We start from the raw sequence: 15,951 nt of genomic DNA on the forward strand, positions 1-15,951 counted from the left end.
CTGCGCCGATCGACGCATTCAGCTTCTCCGTTTCATTAACTTCTACAATACCGTTAAGCCTCATAAGAGTTTGAATAATGCCACCCCTTATGAAATACTCAACGCTTATTTCAATCAACCTATCTGTAAACAACCCTGAGGTTTCTTACATCTTAGGAGATAATCTTCAGTGAGAAAAATCACATTCACATTGAAAATATTCCTGAATTCTCAATGATTTGATTCTTTTAATCGATATAACAACCGGGAAACTTTAAATAAGTGTGATAGGGATTCCAATTGTCAATGAAGCACCCGTTGGCTGCCTCATCCGTAACAAGGCTTTCTAAAAATACCCTGTTATATTAGCCACGCTGCAGAAAAAACAAAACGCTCGTCAAAACCCACCCGTCCCATCAGTTCGAGATCAGAAGTGAATGACTTAGGATTATGAGTTGCCGGAATGAATGCGCTGAACGTCCCGTTTATCCAATCCATTGCAATCACAATCTCGTTCAAATGCGCGAGATATTGACGTGTGGCATAAAAGCATTTGATAGCACTCTCTTTTGCCGAGAAAATCGCATAAGCATATAAATCTGCTAAGTCTGAAGGAATACTTAAAAATGAGGCTACTTCATCATCGTGGAAAAGAACCGATAAAACCGCGGAAGGAAATATTTCGCGTTTTTGCAGATCTAGGCCGATACCCTGGATATTTGTTTTGCGAGCAACAACGGCGGCAGCGGCATCACCACTATGACTGATGCTGCCGGTTATTCCCTCGGGCCAAATGGGTGCGCCATATTCATCGCGCAATATTGGAAAAGCGTAATAGCCTATTTTCTCCAATGCCTGATGCGCGCAATAACGGCCTTTACAGAAATCCGTTAGCTGGCTGAAGCCTTGTTTCATCATCAACGCTTTTTCTTCCGCATAAAGCACATCGGTGTTTTTTACTTCAATACAGGAGAAGAAACTAAATGATGTGTCAGAAAAAATTGCATCCAATGACGCATAGACTGGTGCTGTACCACAAATTTTGCCCGCCACTTCATGCTCCTAGAAGTGCCGTACAACTCTAAGCTGAATATAATCGTCATTACGCATACCCGTTAAAATCTCCTTGGGAGGCGCAAATGGATTTTTTGTTGCAGATATATTGGCGAAAAATCGCGATTCGAGCTCAATCTTCCATTTTTCACCCAACCGGCGGCTGGCATTAAAACCCAGTATGGTGGCTTGTGTGTTTAGATCAACCGTATTGGTAAAGAGAAACTCGGTATTCTGCGGATCGTTAAAAACAACACGTATTCCGGAGAAAATATCGTTATTAAATGGAGTTGGCGGTGCAAACGAACTCCGACCGTCATACAGATACTCCAGCAAAAAACCGACATCCTTGCTCCCGCCGAAAACACCGTATTTCGTGTATTCAAATCCCACCACTGCTGCCGCAAACCGGTCTCCTTGGCCCGACCGGGTAATCGCCTCTGCTTTCCAGATCCAATTACCCAATACACCTTGAACATCGATACTGGTTTGATGGATCAAGTCATAAATTGGGACCAACCCGGTCGGCGGATGCGTAAACCCTTGTCCGAATGAGGGGACCAATCTCGGCTCACGGCCCACGCCCCAGAAATGGGCTACGCCAACATCCCAATCGCCAAAAGTTTTACTCCATCTGCCCGCGAAACTGGGTTGCCAATGACTGAATCCATCCAATTTACCTTCGCTATTACGGACGGGGGGATCAAATAAAAAACGGCCATTGGAGGATGGAAAAGTCCGTTCGCGGAAATACGGCAGGTAAAACAGGCTGAAATGACCGTAGTCAGTCGGCAAATTAAGATTCATCATCGGTTGACCGAGTTTCTCTTCACCGCTGAATTTCTCAATCAAGTCGGATTGATTGATGATATCGACGAGTTGCCTGGATTCAGTGGTGCCCCAGAACACTTTGCCCACACCCACGAGTAAATCCCAGTTCTTCTGCATATGCAGCCAGCTGAACTCGCGGACATCCCAGTGCGTACGATGTTTGTCCAAGCTATCGTAGCGTGCAAAGGGAATAACCGTTAAGCGGTTATTCCCCGATCCCCAGTCATGACGAAATTCCGGTTGTATCATCACTGAAGGGTAAGCCACGCCATCTTTTTGCTGTGCAAATATCGGCGGTTCGGTGAAAAATCGGGTATCTACAGCTGCCTTTCCTGAGAAATCAGCGGCCTGTGCAAAAGTTGCTAACGCTACGGTCCAAAGTGAAAATAGAATATATCGCGCAACTTTTGCAATCATGCTGTTATCTCACGTTTTTAAGCGCGTTTTCAGTGAAATCTCTGTCACTAAAATTATTTTTGAATCGATAATTTTTGCGCAGCAGTTCAGTACTTTTACCGTTCTGCACATTGTCCATTTGTAATTTACCTGCGCGCCAATAGCGATCCAAATATTGATTATAGTCGCTGAATGTCAGTGTTTTCAGCAGTGCGCCTTTTCTGTCATAAAACTCGATCTTACGCGGCTGGTACATCTTTTTATCCAACCATTCGATTTGCTTTGTATAGCCCGAATATTCATAAACCGGGTAGTTCTCAACCACGAAACAATCGTTGCCATCGATTTCTTCATCACGAAGATAGCGATACCGGTATTTATCCAGTTCCCACGACGAAATATCCTCAAACGCGAATTCACTGCCAACGAAGGGACCTGATTTATTGACGGTTGCAACCCGTTTCACGCGTTTCAGCGATGGCAGATAAATCCACTGGTCATCCGGTTTGGTGCCGTGAGAAAAGGTTAATACAGCGGTACCTTTCACATCAGCGGGAGAATGGAATATACCCATTTCTTTATCGCCATCGTCTGCAACTTCTAATGTCTTCACAACAAACTCGCGCGTGCTGACTTCACCTTGCGCATTCTTTAAGGTCATTACCGCATCGTGCATGCTATCAATATAACCATTATCGCGCCGGTTTGCCTCTGCTTGGATCGCATATCCTTTTTCTTCATCGGTTTGCGCCAAGGCGGGATAAGCCGCCATCAACAGAACACCGCATATTAAGCTTTTAAGTTTCATTTCTGTACTCCTGTGTAATAAGTGAATGAATTATTCAAACTGCTTTTTTCTCGACTAACGAACTTGCTTTGGCTGATTTTTTAAAACCCTCGATAAACAACAGAATAGGCGGGAGCAGTACGAAATCCGCCAGCAATCCCACGGCAAATATCAGCGTTGTTAACATTCCCATTTCCTGATTGATCTTAAAGCTGGAGAGCGCAAATATGGCAAAACCGAGAATTAAGATAAAGGATGTCACCCACAATGCATTGCCAATCTGTGAGAACGCGTATTCCACCGCAGCTTCGGGCAGCAATCCCTTTTGATTACGCGCATACTGATATTGCGTCAGAAAATGCACCGTATCGTCCACCAGAATACCGAGAGTCATGGCGACGACGACAGAAGAAGCCATGCCAATCTGTCCCACCAGCATTCCCCATACACCGAACACCATGATGGATGGAATCACGTTAGGAACAAGGCTTAGCAAACCCAGTGTCGCAGAGCGCAACACGGCGATCAGTGTCAGCGCAATGATGACCGCAGCCAGTAACAAACCATTGATCATGCTTGCGATATTACGTTGCCCGATGTGCGCAAACAGCAACGTGATGCCGGTTCCTTCATGTCTTGCAAAATTAGGCGCATTGACCTTAAGCCATGCTTGCGCGCGCGCCTCCAGGTCCAGCACTTGCTGACTCGATATGCTGTGCAATGTTACCGACACCCTCGTCGCCGATTTGTTGACATTGATGCGATCGTTCAGATCCAAGCCGTATGGCAGCGACATCTCATACAGCAGTAGAAATTGTGCGCTCATTTCAGCGGTTTCCGGGAGGCGATACCAGGCCGGATCATCACTATGCATATTCTGATTCAAGCGTTTGAAAATATCGGTAACCGCAAATACATGCGTGACTTCCGGTTGCTGGCGATACCATTGCACGAATGCATCGACGCGCTGCAAAAAATCCGGATCGCTGATTCTATCTCCATTGTTTTTCTCCAATGAATAATCAATCCGGTAGATGCCGGTGAGATGATCCGATGTGTAATCGGTATCGCGCCGGAATTCGACGGAAGGATCAAAATACTTCACATATTCATCATCCAGCGTATTTAAGCGGATGCCAGTGGCTAGGGCGATAACGGCGATTGTCATGCCGATTAGGCAGTAATGGCGATAGTTGATAACAAAATGTGCGAATTTCTTCCATCCTTCGTTACTACCCCATCGCGGACGTCCATCAGCGGGAAAAATTGCCATCAAAGCCGGTTGCAATACAATCGATAAGAAGAAAGTAATCACAACCCCCATGGCCGTAATATTTCCCAAATCACGAAACGGTGGCGATTCACTGGAATTCATGGTGAGAAAACCGATGACCGTCGTAAAATTACAAAACACAATGGCTTTAAAGTTCTTGGCAATACTATTTCCAATCGCCTCGTGAGGATTCACACCATAATTCACCGATTTGTAAAAACTCGTCAATAAATGAACGGAATTAGCTACCACTAACGTCAACAAAATAGTCGGCGCAGGAATACTCGAAGGGGAAAATGCAATGCCCAGCCACCCTGTCATGCCGACTGTGGCAATGACAGCAAGCGTCATCATGAGAAGTACCGTGACCATGCCCCAGAATGATCTCAGGAAGAACCACAAAGCAACCGCGATAATCGTCAGCATGGCAGGCGTCAGGGTGCGCATATCCAATTCGGAAGATTCAGCGAATGCGGTATCCATGAGGATGGAACCGGTAATCCGCACATCCAGATCAGGATGCTCAGCCCGCAGCGAATCAGCCAATTTCCTTACATATTGCGTCACTTCAACCGTTTCGGAATCCTGATTAATGCCTGGTCGCAGGATCACGACATTGAAACCCATGACTTTGGCGTTGGGAGATACCAAGCGGTTAACCAGCAAAGGCTCTTGCAGGGCGTACAATTTAATCCGCGTCAGATCTTCGGGCGTCAGTTGCGTGATATCCCCGACCAAATCTTCCACGGTCACATCATCACCGTTCGCATGGCTATACTGAAAATTAACCAGCGAATCGACGCGCGTTGAATAGGGTGTTTGCCAGAGATCCTTGGTCAACTGTTGCGCAATCGTAAGTATTTCCGGCGAGAACACATCCCCCTTGGCCGGTGTTAATACCAGCAATACGTTGTCATCCCGTGTATAGGTTTTTTGCAGATTTTCCAGCGCGGTCAGTTGCGGGTTATCGTCGCTGAAAAACATCCGGTAATCCGACTTGAATTGCAAATCCTTGATGCCGTATCCAGCCATGACGACTAATCCGGCTATTAGAATCAGGATGTACCACCGCGCGTTCACAACCCATCCGGTGTATCGATGAATCATTGTCTTATCCTCTCTATAATTGAAGCAATGGGTTTAAAAATCAGAAAATATGAGTTACAGCAAAGCTCAGTCCGCTTTTAGCGTCCGCATCGCGGCTGCCAAAGTATCCACTGTGTAAATCACTTCTTCTCCGGTCAGGTTGCAAGTAATGAAAAAGCGTAATCTCGCGGCCGATTCCGGAACGGCCGGATAAAGAATGGGGTGCACGTAGATGCCCCGGTCGGATAAATACTGTCCCAACTTCAAACACAGTACCGAATTACCTGTAATAATCGGGATAACACCGGTTCCGGAAGCATCGCCGGTATCCAGCTGATTTTCCCTGGCACGTTCAATAAACAGTTCCGAGTTTGCTCTGAGCCGGGCCGCGCGCTCCGGCTCACGTTGCATGATTCGTGCAGCAGCCAGAGCCGCCGCGGTATTGGCTGGAGAAATTCCCACACTGAACAGAATGGCGCCGGCGGCGTTATATTTGATATTGTCGATTAATGCTTTGGTACCGCAAATATAACCACCGCAACTGGCGAATGATTTACTCAAAGTACCCATCCAAATATCCACTTCAGAGCCCTTGATGCCAAAGTGATCGTGCGAGCCGTAACCACGCGGGCCGATTACACCTGCAGCATGCGCTTCGTCCACCATCAACAAGCATTGATGCTGTTTCTTGATTTCGATAAAACGCGGCAAGTCCGCAATATCCCCGTCCATGCTGTACACGCCTTCGATGATGATCAGCACTCGCTCATGCTCGCGACGGTTCTCTTGCAGCATTTGATCCAGCGCGTTCCAATCGTTATGCGGAAAAGCCAAGCGCTTGGCACCGGACAAGATGCACCCGGTGATCACGCTGTTATGAATCAATGCATCGTGCACAATCAAATCCTTCGGCCCGAACAAATGGCTAATGACCGATACATTCGTTGCATAGCCGCTCACCAAAGCAACCGCAGCCTCGGTATCATGAATCTCTGCAAGCGCTTGTTCCAGTTCGGCATGCAGCGGGATCTCACCGGATACGATACGGCTTGCCGATACGGAGGTGCCATATTGATCAATAGCATTTTTAGCCGCTGCCGATACTTCCGGGTGACCGGACAAACCGAGGTAGTTATAACCGGAATAATTAATGTATTTTTTCCCTTCAAAATCGGTCACATGATCGCTAATACCTTCATGCACGCAGAAATAGGGATTCTTTAACGCCAACGTCTGGAAGATTTCCGCCTGCTCCTGCAGCATCTTGAAACCTGCGAAATCATTAAAACTGGTTGGGTCATCCCCTGATCCGGCACTCTTGACCGGATTTAATACGCGTTCCGTTTTTTTCTCGTTGCGTGCAAGCAGCTGCTTCAATAACTGCCGTTTCTCCGCATCGGATAAATCTTTTACCTTATTCATTAACAGTCTCCCCTTCAGCGAGCAATTGATTAAGTAGTATCGTTACATCCTGTTCGGATAACCGTTCTATCAATTCGGATGATTCACCACCGTGATTGTGATTGGCCATTGTGGCGGGCACCGCCGATAGATTGGCTTTATCCGCCAGAAGCCGGGCAAGATGCTCGAGGTTTTGCCCTCGCATCAATTCCAATGTAGAAATCCTCACCCCTAAAGCTTGATTGATTTCAGCTTGCAGTTCGGCGGCCATCAGAGAATCGATTCCCATTTGGGAAAGCGATGCTTGGGCATTAATTTTGTTGCGCGGCAGACGCAGTGTTTTTGCGACCAGATCATTCAATAAATCCTCCAGTCTGACCTGCTGTTCTTCTGGCGATAACACACTTATTTCCTTAGCCAGTGAAGTGGCAGCCGCCGCATTTGCAACAACATTGGCAAGATGCCGGAAACGCAGCGATTGCCCGCCCGTTGGCTCAAACTCCTGCCAACGGGGCCAGCTCACATCCATTAATCCGTACTGAGCAACTTTTTTATCGTGCAGGAATTTCCAGCATTCCAGCGCTTGTTTGGCCGGGAGCGTATTCATCCCCATCAGCGCCAGATGTCTCTTCACTTCTTCGCTATCCACAGCCATGCCGGTATTGATCGCCCCCCAATTGATCGCCGTGGACGGAAATCCGAGGGCTTGCCGGTGCCAAGACAGCGCATCCAGGAAGGTATTCGCCGCCGCATAATTGGCTTGCCGGCCATTACCGATCAGTGCGGACACCGATGAACACATGACAAAGAAATCGAGCGAATGATTTTGCGTCAATTGATGCAGATGCCACGCACTCAAAGCCTTCGCCTGCATCACCGCAGCCATGCGTTGCGGAGTTAAGTCCAGAATAGGCGCATCATCAAGTACCGCGGCGCCATGAAACACACCTTTCAGCGGCGGCATTGCTTCGTCAATTTGTGTCAAAAGACGTGACACTTGCTGAGCATCTGCAATATCAGCCGCGGCGGCCAAGACGTTCACCCCCTTACCATGCAATTGTTTCATAGCGTTCTGCGCGGCTTCCCCGGCGGCACCGCGTCTGCCCACCAGGATCAAGTGTTTCGCGCCTTGTTTAACCAGCCAATATGCGACTTCCAATCCAAAGCCGCCGAAACCGCCCGTGATCAGATAGGAAGCCGCAGGATCGACAAACGATGGTTCTTTCCGGGTTACTTGGACGGGAATCTTCTCCCGGTTCTCGAGCGATAGCACAACTGAATGCAGTCCATCCGTTTGAGAAGCAGACCGCAAAGCTTCCAGCATGGCTTCCCCGGAAACACTGCTGACCTCCGCGGCATCCATTGGATATTTGCGGATATACGTTCCCAGTTCAGTCAAGAGCTTGTTGAATAGAAGCGGTGCGGAAAGCGCAAGCGCCAAGGCGCCGACATAGGCATTACCGCCACGCTGTATTGACTCCGCTGCCGTTCCCGCGCCCTCTTGGGGTTGATCGGCAATAACCTCGTGCGCATTGGCTTGGCGCGCAATATTTTTCAGCACGCTGTGGCTGCTGCTGTGCGAATGCACCCATGCTCTGACGGCAAAAACATCGAATGCGGCTGACAGTATTCCTGCGAGACCCGATTCCCGGGCATCAAAAACTGCTACCTCGCTCAGCGCTTCCAAGGCATGCAAACGCTCGTCGTTTACACTATAGAGTACGGGATTGGCACCCAGCCAAAGGGCAACACGATGGAAACATAGCGTGCCATCGCCTAAGTCTGCGTCGATGAGAACAATCTCACCCGGTTTAACACGGGCAACATGGCTTAGCGAATAATACGCAGGAATTACGGATGACATGACATTGACGATGCCGGTTTTAGCAATGCCCGCCAACTGAGTCAGTGAAAAGATTTGATCTTTCTTCACAAGACTATGCGATGCCGGCATGCCTTTGCATACCGCGGCAACTTGCTCGCCCTCGCGCCATTCTGTTACCGCCTCGCCAACTTTGCGGATAATGCCGGTGGCAAAATAAGCCGGTAGCTTTTCACCCTGCACGAACTCCCGACTCAATCCGGCCAAGTCAATATGATCCAGTTCAATTTCGACTTCGTCGGCTTTTAATGCGACTGATCGGGTAATTTCCGTAAACACCGGCTCGTTCGCCCAAGCCAGACGAAATGCTTCCACTTTGGATGCGGTGACTGTCGCCTGCTGAGACATTTCTTCTGGCGAAGAATCGGCATCTCTATGTATCAAACGATGGACATATCGTTCCCGGTCCCGAAATGCAACATCATCTTCATCGCTGTTTGTCAGCAGCTCCAATCTGAGCTGATCGGCCTGATTGGCACCGCTCGATTCATCCAGATCAATCAATGAAGAATGGAATCCTGGAAATTCATTCAGCGCAACCCTGGCAAATCCAACTAATGGGGACTGAGCCAGATATTTGATTGCATCGGTATCTTTGACCGCTTGGACGCCTTGTGTCACAAAATACAAACGTGGACTATTTTGCTGAAACACCTCGTTGAGTAACTGCATGATCTGCATGGCCACGCAAGCTTGACCGATACCTGCCGGATCATTTGGCTCCGCGCCTGCCTGCAATCCCCATAAATAAGCAATGCCAACACAATCGTGTTGCTTTGCGATTTGCAGCACAGCTTTGGCGCGCGCTAACTGACTGTTATCCAGTGTTTGGATCACGGCATTTTGTTGCTGATAAACATAACGTGTATCAACCGGAATGACACGATTTACATTATCGTTTTCCAATGCCATGCAAACTTGTTCGGATAGCGCATTGTCGCTGCTGAATACCAGCCATGTGCCTTTTCTTGGGGTATTGCTTAAATTCAGATTTTGCTGCTGCCAATCCCATACATAAGCCAACCGGCTAACCTGATCAACTTGTTTTTCTTGTTGCGACGCCAGCGCGCGGCATTGCAATCCTTCCAGCTGAACGCAAAGACGGCCTTGATCATCGTATAAACTCAGATTTCCCTCGATACCTTCGGCACTGAATTCGCTCAAACTGCCGTGGCACCACAATTGTTTAGTGACCGGTTGGAGAAATGTCAGCTTTCTGATCGCAATCGGCATATAAAAATGATCATCACCATCCATGCACGCGATCAGCGACTGGAAGCACCCGTCCAGTAGAGTGGGATGCAAAAGGTAAGCAGCAAAATCCCTTTCCAGATCGGGATGCAATGCAATTCGCGCCAGAACTTCAGCGCCTTTGCGCTGCAATTCCGTAATTGTCCGGAAGCAAGGACCGTAATCCAATCCACGCTGTTTCAAACTGGCATACAACTCGGAAATGTTCACTTGATCGTTACAACGCGCCGAGATTTCGGCAAGACTTTCAGCTGGTGATGCCGCAGCAGGGGTATCCGCTAGCTGACACAGGGAATGCAGCTGCCAATCTAGATGATTTTTCTGCTCCCGGCTAAAAAAGGCATATTCCTTGGTATCCGGGTCATAAGTAACATGCACCACCGGATCGGGATCTTGGTCCGATCCCAGAAGCAATGCCTGGTGAAACTGCAAATTGGCTAATGTGCAGCTATTGCTCCCGAATAATTCCGCATACAGCGCCAAACCGGCTTCAACATACGCCGCACCAGGCATGACGACTAAGCCATCCACTTGGTGATCTTTAAGATAAGGCAAATACTGATGATTTAACTGATACTGCCAAGTTGGACGGGGATCCGACAAGCGATGATCCAGCAACGGATGAGCAGGCAACCCCGTTCGATCTGTTAAGGAATTTTCCTCTTCACGCCAATAAACCTCACGTTGCCACGGATAACTTGGAATCTTGACGTAACGTGAGTTTGCAGCAAAAAGCCGCGGCCAGTCGATGGCACATCCAGCGGTATACAAACCGGCCAAAGCAAGCTGCACAGTCCGTTTTTCAGGTATGCCGCGTTTCATCGACGCAAACGTCACCGGTGCGATATTTTGCATGCGGCAGCATTCTTTTATCGCCGTCGACAAAACCGGGTGGGGCCCCACCTCAAGAAATACGCGATAACCATCGCGCAATAAGCTTTCCAGTGCTTTGGCGAAATAAACCGGCTCACGAATATTGTCGCACCAGTATTTCGCATCATAGGCCACCTCGGTAACGAGATCTCCCGTTACGGTCGAATACAATGTCAACGCAGGAAGCGCAGGTTTCAAATCAGCCAGTTTTTCCCGCACTTCGGGTTTTAAGTCCTCCATATAATGACTGTGATATGGAACTTCTACTTGCAGGAAACGATTAAACTCTCCGATTGTTGTCAAGTAGGTAGCAATCGCTTCAAGGCTTTCCGCGTCGCCTGCCAGAGTCACTGTTGTCGGGCTATTGATCGCTGCTATCGAAACTTTGCCTTCGGTCAGTTTCAGCAAATCGGCGCATTGTTCCGCCCCCAAGCCCACGGCAAGCATCTTGCCCAGTCCGGATGCCTTTTTCTGAATTTGGCTGCGATGGTAACTGACCTTAATCGCTTCTTCCAAAGTCAGCACACCGGCAACGTAGGCTGCGGTCACTTCGCCGACGCTGTGGCCGACAATTGCTGCCGGTTCAACACCCAACGAGCGCCATAGCGCAACCAAGCCTGTTTGAATGACAAAATTTGAGGTTTGCGCGATCGTAGTATCGCTCATATGGGACACCGGCTCATCGGCCAGCATCTCATCAAGAATAGACCAGCCGGCGATTTTCTTAAAAACCGCATCGCATTGATCAACTTCGTCACGGAATACTGGTTCTTGCTGATACAACTCCCTACCCATCGCCCACCACTGTGGCCCCATGCCGGTGAATACGAAAACCGGTTGAGATTGCTCTTTATTCAGTGCTTGACCTGATGCCAGCCATTCACCGTTGCCTTGCTCAATGAACAATTCGATTTGCTCGCATAGTTCACGTTTGGAGCTTCCGGTAAAAGCAACGCGGAGAGAATGGTGACTGCGGCGGCATGCCGCTGAATAGCAAAGATCATCGAGAGACTCCGCAGTATTTTCCGATAAACGGTTAAACCAGGAACGCGCCAGATTCTTAAGCGCTTCTTCGCTACGGGCCGATAGCGGCAAAACATACTGTTTGCCAGTCACACTTTTCGCTTTACGCGTACGAGTCAATTTCGGCGCATTTTCCAAAATCACATGCGCATTCGTTCCACCGTAACCGAATGAATTAATGCAAGCTAAAACACGATCAACACCTGGAGCAAGTTTCTCCAGCTTCTCAGGTAACCGTAATCCAAGCGATTCAAACGGAATATCAGGATTCGGTGTTTCAAGATTTGCTTGCGGCGGAACAAGCCGGTGCGATAAGCAGAGCGAAGCTTTAATCAGGCCCGCCACACCGGCAGCCGCCTCAGTATGCCCGATATTTGCTTTTATCGAACCCACCAAACAACGTTCATCCGGTTTTCTATCCAGGCCGATGACTGAACCCAGCGCTTTCGCTTCGAGCGGATCGCCTACGGGTGTGCCGGTTCCATGCGCTTCGATATACTGAACTTGTTTGGGATCAAGGTTATATCTGGTGCACACATTACGAATCAGTGCCGCTTGTGATTCCGGATTGGGCACGGTGATTCCATTGGTATGGCCGTCCTGATTCACACCGGTGCCCCGTATCACGGCATAAACATTGTCGCCGTCCGCTATTGCAGCAGATAAGCGTTTCAGTACGACGACACCGGATCCCTCGCCTCGGCCATAGCCATCGGCGCGCGCATCAAAGCTTTTACTGCGCCCATCTTTTGCAAGGAATCCGCCTTTGCACATAGCCACCGGATATTCAGGGCGAGTCATGATATTGACACCGCCAGCCATAGCCAAATCGCACTCACCATTCCAAATCGCTTGGCAAGCCAAATGTGCCGAAACCAGAGAAGATGAGCACGCCGTATCGACACTCATGCTCGGACCGCGCAAGTCCAAGACATAAGAGATACGATTGGAGAGGATCGTCATGGTGGATCCGATTGCGGTATGCGCACCAATCAAATCCCTGTTCCCGCTTCCCATCTGGGTCAGTTGATGGTCAAGAGTAAATGCACCGATGAATACACCGGTATTGCTGCCCGCTAAAGAATCTGGCGGTATACCGGCGTCTTCCAGTGCTTCCCAGCTTGTCTCCAGCAGTAAGCGCTGCTGTGGGTCCATGCATTCCGCTTCGCGTGGAGCAATGCCAAAAAACAACGCATCGAATGCATCAACGCGTTGTTGCAGGAAGCCGCCTTGCCGCACATAAATTTTTCCGGGTTTATTAGGCTCCGGATCGTAGAAGCGTTGTAAATTCCAACGCTCAGCCGGAATTTCAACAATACCGTCTTTTTTGCTGACCAGTAACTCCCAGAAACTTTTTGTATCGCTTATTCCACCAGGAAAACGGCAACCAATTCCGACCAATGCGATTGGCTCCATATCAGTCGATTTAGGTAAAGTGCGTTTCATCTGAATTCTCTCCTTTAAACGGGAATCGTCATGGGTAATAGAAATAAAAATCGCCCCTGTGTAATTACACCAGCACAAGAACTGTGTTGACGGAATGATAGTGATCGAGAGAAATTCAGGCTGTGAGAAAAATCACTGTGAGCTCATCTTTCTTAACCCAGAGCGATTATTTGCAGCAAAGATTATTGATTAATAAACGGATTACTCAAGGAAGCGTAACTTCCATAAATCCATTCAAAGTGGAGTCGCGAAACTCTATTGTGTTGCAGGGTAGTTGCTGAGTTCTCAGGCTGCCGTTTTCCAGCCGGAGTTTTCTTAAAAGGAGGGAATTGAGTCATAAAAAAAGCACACCAGTAAACTGATGTGCTTTTTAAGTTATTACTTGATTACGGCTATTACAGCAGTGGAATTATCAGCAATGCCACAATGTTAATAATCTTAATCAATGGATTGATTGCAGGACCCGCGGTATCTTTATAAGGATCGCCCACGGTATCGCCTGTCACGGATGCTTTATGAGCTTCGCTACCCTTGCCACCGAAATGACCATCTTCGATATATTTCTTAGCGTTATCCCATGCACCGCCACCGGTGGTCATGGAAATAGCCACGAACAAGCCGGTTACGATGGAACCCATCAATACACCGCCCAGAGCTTGCGGTCCGAGAATAACACCGACTAGCAGCGGAATCAGTACCGGTAACAGTGAAGGAATCATCATTTCCTTGATCGCGGCTTTCGTCAGCATATCCACTGCACGCGAGTAATCTGGCTTAGCAGTACCTTCCATGATGCCGGGGATTTCCTTGAACTGGCGGCGCACTTCAATCACTACCGATCCGGCAGCACGTCCGACAGCTTCCATCGACATCGCACCGAATAAGTAAGGAATCATACCGCCGATAAACAGACCAATAATCACCATGTGATTTGATAAATCGAAGGTGATCGCGTGCCCGGCATGCTCCAGCGCATGCGTATAATCGGCAAACAGCACCAACGCTGCCAAACCTGCTGAGCCAATCGCATACCCTTTGGTCACTGCTTTGGTCGTGTTACCAACAGCATCCAATGGATCGGTAATGGCGCGGACTGAATCCGGCATTTCCGACATTTCCGCAATACCACCTGCGTTATCGGTGATCGGGCCGTATGCATCCAGTGCAACAATGATACCGGTCATCGATAACATCGATGTCGCAGCGATCGCAATACCGTATAAGCCCGCCAGTGCATAAGCCAGAAGAATACTGATACAAACAGCGAGAACCGGAGCTGCGGTGGCGCGCATTGAAACACCCAAACCGGCAATGATGTTGGTTGCATGACCAGTCGTTGATGCTTCGGCAACATGTTGAACCGGCTGAAAATCAGTCGATGTGTAGTATTCGGTGATGACAACCATGAGGCCGGTTAATACCAACCCGATCGCTGCCGCCAGGAATACTCGCATCACCAGCATACCACCTGCGATTTCCGTGCCATCGACATCAAGCGACATACCGCTCATGAACCAAACGGTAACAGGAAGATAAGCAAGTAATGCGATACCGCCAGCAACTGCCAATCCGCGGTACAGCGCATTCATAATCTTACCGCCTTCACGCATCTTAACGTAGTAACAACCGATAATCGATGCAACGATAGAAACCGCGCCCAGCATTAGCGGATAAATTACCGCATCGAGAGCATTTGCTGAAAACAGCAGTGCGCCCAGTATCATCGTAGCGATGATCGTAACGGCATAGGTTTCGAACAGATCGGCAGCCATCCCAGCACAATCACCTACGTTATCGCCCACATTGTCGGCAATAACGGCTGGATTGCGAGGATCATCCTCTGGAATACCGGCTTCAACTTTACCCACCAGATCCGCGCCAACGTCTGCACCTTTGGTGAAAATACCGCCACCCAAACGGGCAAAAATAGAAATCAGTGATCCGCCGAATGCAAAACCAACCAATGGTTTGATGATGTCGCTTACGGCTTGATCGGGATTAGCGCCGTTAAACAACATCGCGCAGTATCCGGCCACACCCAGCAAGCCTAGACCAACAACCAGCATTCCCGTAACCGCGCCGCCGCGGAAAGCAATCGCCAGTGCTTCATTCAATCCGATAGTTGCAGCTTGAGCAGTACGCACATTCGATTGAACTGATACAGTCATTCCCAGGAAGCCAGCGGCACCGGAGAGAATAGCACCTAAAGCGAAACCTATCGCCGTATCCCAACCTAACGCTATCCAAAGCGCAAAAAACAAAACTGCACCCACCATACCGATCGTCATATATTGACGCTTCAGATATGCAGAGGCGCCTTCTTGAATCGCCTTGGCAATTTCCTGCATCCGCTGGTTGCCTGTAGATTGCTCAAAAATACCCTTAATCCATATACCACTGAATATCAGGGCTACAATCGCACTAAAAATTGCGATAACGAAACCACTAGCCATAGAGAACTCCAATTAAAGTCAGACCATAAAAATTGCATGCGAAATTCTGATCTAATTAATCCCGCACTCTTAACCACTTGTCTTGAATAAAAAATCAGGGCGTATTTTATCCGTTCTTACTACTTGAATGCATCAAATTTTTTTGAATATACGATTACTTAACAACCAAATCAGTGGTGTATGACTTCATTACAACACTGATCGAATTGCTGATACC

The 15,951-nt window shown here is 48.6% G+C and carries 8 protein-coding genes; 1 reads left to right on the plus strand and 7 read right to left on the minus strand.

Going from position 1 to position 15,951, the window contains the following annotated elements:
* The first annotated feature begins 16 nt into the window (after positions 1-16).
* On the plus strand, positions 17-139 hold the full coding sequence (locus DU481_RS01395) for a hypothetical protein (protein WP_350131918.1): 123 nt from the start codon (positions 17-19) through the stop codon (positions 137-139).
* Between the two features lie 200 nt (positions 140-339).
* Here DU481_RS01395 and DU481_RS01400 read toward each other — a convergent pair whose 3' ends face one another.
* The 7 genes from DU481_RS01400 to DU481_RS01430 form a co-directional block, all read right to left on the minus strand.
* Complete coding sequence (locus DU481_RS01400; RefSeq protein WP_350131624.1) at positions 340-1,032, minus strand: 4'-phosphopantetheinyl transferase family protein; 693 nt, start codon at positions 1,030-1,032, stop codon at positions 340-342.
* 9 nt (positions 1,033-1,041) lie between these two features.
* Entirely contained in the window at positions 1,042-2,280 is a 1,239-nt protein-coding gene (locus DU481_RS01405) for a hypothetical protein (RefSeq protein ID WP_107803966.1), read from the minus strand.
* Positions 2,281-2,284: 4 nt separating this feature from the next.
* Positions 2,285-3,067 (minus strand): outer membrane lipoprotein-sorting protein, encoded by a 783-nt coding sequence (locus tag DU481_RS01410; RefSeq protein ID WP_350131628.1) that lies wholly within the window; start codon positions 3,065-3,067, stop codon positions 2,285-2,287.
* A gap of 34 nt (positions 3,068-3,101) precedes the next feature.
* Complete coding sequence (locus DU481_RS01415; protein WP_350131631.1) at positions 3,102-5,426, minus strand: efflux RND transporter permease subunit; 2,325 nt, start codon at positions 5,424-5,426, stop codon at positions 3,102-3,104.
* A 66-nt stretch (positions 5,427-5,492) separates the two neighbouring features.
* Complete coding sequence (locus DU481_RS01420; RefSeq protein ID WP_350131634.1) at positions 5,493-6,827, minus strand: aminotransferase class I/II-fold pyridoxal phosphate-dependent enzyme; 1,335 nt, start codon at positions 6,825-6,827, stop codon at positions 5,493-5,495.
* Positions 6,820-13,281: an SDR family NAD(P)-dependent oxidoreductase gene (locus tag DU481_RS01425; protein WP_350131637.1), complete on the minus strand. Its 6,462-nt coding sequence runs from the start codon at positions 13,279-13,281 to the stop codon at positions 6,820-6,822. The genes DU481_RS01420 and DU481_RS01425 overlap by 8 nt, the downstream gene beginning before the upstream one ends.
* Before the next feature lie 395 nt (positions 13,282-13,676).
* The gene (locus DU481_RS01430) at positions 13,677-15,734 is read right to left on the minus strand and encodes a sodium-translocating pyrophosphatase (RefSeq protein WP_107803971.1); all 2,058 of its coding nucleotides are present in this window, start codon (positions 15,732-15,734) and stop codon (positions 13,677-13,679) included.
* Between the last annotated feature and the right edge of the window lie 217 nt (positions 15,735-15,951).

Source organism: Nitrosomonas sp., assembly GCF_040240425.1.
Classification (GTDB): domain Bacteria; phylum Pseudomonadota; class Gammaproteobacteria; order Burkholderiales; family Nitrosomonadaceae; genus Nitrosomonas.

What these genes read in the sequence shown, in the direction of transcription:
- DU481_RS01405 (WP_107803966.1), bottom strand. Translation starts at nt 2,280, where the DNA reads ATGATTGCAAAAGTTGCGCGATATATTCTATTTTCACTTTGGACCGTA.
- DU481_RS01410 (WP_350131628.1), bottom strand. Translation starts at nt 3,067, where the DNA reads ATGAAACTTAAAAGCTTAATATGCGGTGTTCTGTTGATGGCGGCTTAT.
- DU481_RS01415 (WP_350131631.1), bottom strand. Translation starts at nt 5,426, where the DNA reads ATGATTCATCGATACACCGGATGGGTTGTGAACGCGCGGTGGTACATC.
- DU481_RS01420 (WP_350131634.1), bottom strand. Translation starts at nt 6,827, where the DNA reads ATGAATAAGGTAAAAGATTTATCCGATGCGGAGAAACGGCAGTTATTG.
- DU481_RS01425 (WP_350131637.1), bottom strand. Translation starts at nt 13,281, where the DNA reads ATGAAACGCACTTTACCTAAATCGACTGATATGGAGCCAATCGCATTG.
- DU481_RS01430 (WP_107803971.1), bottom strand. Translation starts at nt 15,734, where the DNA reads ATGGCTAGTGGTTTCGTTATCGCAATTTTTAGTGCGATTGTAGCCCTG.